Source organism: Massilia hydrophila, assembly GCF_020208145.1.
Lineage (GTDB): Bacteria > Pseudomonadota > Gammaproteobacteria > Burkholderiales > Burkholderiaceae_D > Telluria > Telluria hydrophila.
This window is the reverse complement of sequence record NZ_JAHYBX010000075.1, coordinates 1-413: the sequence shown is the minus strand read 5'-3', so window position 1 is coordinate 413 and position 413 is coordinate 1. Positions and strand designations below refer to the sequence as shown.

1 protein-coding gene is annotated in these 413 nt (G+C 67.6%); it reads left to right on the top strand.

The genetic code is table 11. The features are described from left to right. Nucleotides 1-413: TonB-dependent receptor plug domain-containing protein (locus LE190_RS21560; RefSeq protein WP_225240627.1), on the top strand; the 413-nt coding region annotated here is incomplete at both ends.

Sequence of the window (413 nt, the reverse complement as noted above, 5' to 3'; positions counted from 1 at the left end):
CGGAGAGCGGTCTGGCGCAGACCGCGTCGCCGCAGACGGAAAATGTATCGTCGGAACGGCCGAAGCAGGCCAGCCGCAAGCCGGCCAAGCCGGAGGTCGCGCAGCAGGCGACGCCCGGCGTCCTGAATGCCCGTGCCCAGGCCGGCGCCACTGCACCCGTGCAGACGCTCGACACCATCACGGTCGCCGCAACCAAGACCAAGGAACGCGCCATCGACGCACTCGCGCCCGTCAGCGCCGTGACGCTCGACCAGATCCAGGGGCTCCAGCCGAACCGGCTGTCGGATGTTTTCTATGCCATTCCCGGCGTGTCGTTTCAGGAGCGCGGCGACGATCCCGCGACAGTGATCAACATCCGCGGCTTGCAGGAATTCGGCCGTGTTGCGGTGGTTGTCGACGGTGCGCGTCAGAAC